1 protein-coding gene is annotated in these 1,869 nt (G+C 68.1%); it reads left to right on the forward strand.

All coding sequences use genetic code 11. The features are described 5' to 3' along the window. Positions 1-1,863 (forward strand): helix-turn-helix domain-containing protein (locus ACWEF2_RS31575; RefSeq protein WP_453819905.1); only part of this gene is annotated, 1,863 nt, incomplete at its 5' end. Positions 1,864-1,869: the final 6 nt, after the last annotated feature.

A 1,869-nucleotide genomic window follows, 5' to 3' on the forward strand; every position in this document is an offset into this window, starting at 1 on the left:
GTTGCCGTGGAATTCGGCGTTTTGAGATTGCTCGGCCACATGACGCCGGCACAAGCGATGCGTGTCCCGGCTGGCGCCTGGGATGAGACGCTTGATCGGACCTGCACGGATTCGCCGGACTGGGACGTGAGGATGCACAACAGGGGTGAGAAGGTGTCGGAACTGGCCGTACTCTTGCACTCGCTGAAGGAACGGAGCGGCCGCAGCTACGCGGAACTCGCCGGCCGCTGTGGCGCCAGCGCCTCCACATTGCATCGGTACTGCCGGGGTCGGGTCCTGCCGGACAGCTACGGAATGGTGGAGCGGATAGCGATGTCCTGCGGGGCGAACAAGGCGGAGTTGGCGGAGTTGTACCGGCTGTGGGCCCAAGCCGACACCGCCCGCCTCAAAGCGGGCAGCAAACCCATCGCCGACGATCTCTGGACCTCGGCGCCGAACCCGGCGCCGGCTCCCCCACCGGTCGCGGATCCGGCAGCGGCTCTCGCACCCGCGGCATCGCACCCACAAGACCCGGTATTCGCATCTGCCGCGTACGGTCGGCGCTCAGCCCATCGCGGCCGTAAACCGATGCGCTTCATCGCCCTTGCCTGTGTCCTGGCCGCCGTGGTGGTCATCAGTGCGGCTTCTTCTGCGGACCGGCGGGCGGCTGGGCATCCGTCACCGCAATGGATTCCCGGCCCGGCCTGGTCGCGGCCACCCACCCTGGTACCCACAGGGTTCTTCGGCGTCACGATCAACAGCGACAGCGGGGCCATGCCGGCCTTCCGGGTCGGCGGGATCCGATTATGGGACAGCGAAACCCTCTGGTCCCTGCTCGAACCCGCGCGCAACCGGTTCGACTGGACCACCCTGGACCGCCTCGTCGGCTCCGCTCACCGCGCGAACCTTCCCGTGCTCTACACCTTCGGCGGCACGCCGCAGTGGGCCGCGCCGAACGCGCCACTCGGCCCCTACCCCGACGGGTCACGCACGGCGCCCCCCGATGATCTCAAGGACTGGGTCCACTTCGTCAAGGCCGTCGCGACCCGATACGCGGACGGGATCGATGCCTACGAACTGTGGGCATTCGCGCCCTCACCGCACTTCTACACCGGCGACGCCGCGACGCTGGCCCGCATGACGCAGCAAGCCGCCGCGGTCATCCGCCGCGCCGATCCAGCCGCGACCCTCGTATGCCCCTCGATCGGGAACCTGTGGGAGCCTGCCTCCCAGCAGTTCCTGCGCGACTTCGCCGCAGCCGGCGGGTACCAGGTGTGCGATGCCGCAGGTGTGAAACTCGCCCCGCAGCACGACGGTGACACCCCAGAAAGCCTCGTTCGTCTCGCGGCCGTCATCGACCGCACGTTCCATGAGGCCGGAGTACATCCGCGGCTGTGGAGCACCGGGACCGTCTACCGAATCGCCCAAGATCATAAACTGGACCAGGCACACGCCATCGCGTACGCGGTGCGCTTCTACCTGATCGGGATGTACGTGCGATACGACCGCATGTACTTCTACAACTGGGGCGGCACGAAGATCCCGCTGGTGCTCCAAGCTGTGGGCGGACCACCAACCGCCGCGGCCTACGCGGTCGACACGCTCCAGCGTTGGCTGGCCGGCGCCCGCATCACCTCCTGTGGCAACGGCCGGACCGACGGGCTACCGGCACAGGTCTGGCAATGCCGGTTCGTGCTGGACAGCGCGGCCGGCCAGGAACCTGTCCGGGCCATCGTCCGCTGGACCGAATCGGGCACCGCCTCGATGCCGGCCGATCGCGGCGCCGACACCATCCGATTCTTGGACGGACGCTCCACGCCCGCCCCGCATACCCTGCAGATCACCGAACAGCCGATACTGATCACCATCCAGCCGGGCCGCTGACACCCC

It is taken from the genome of Streptosporangium sp. NPDC004631 (genome assembly GCF_053601935.1).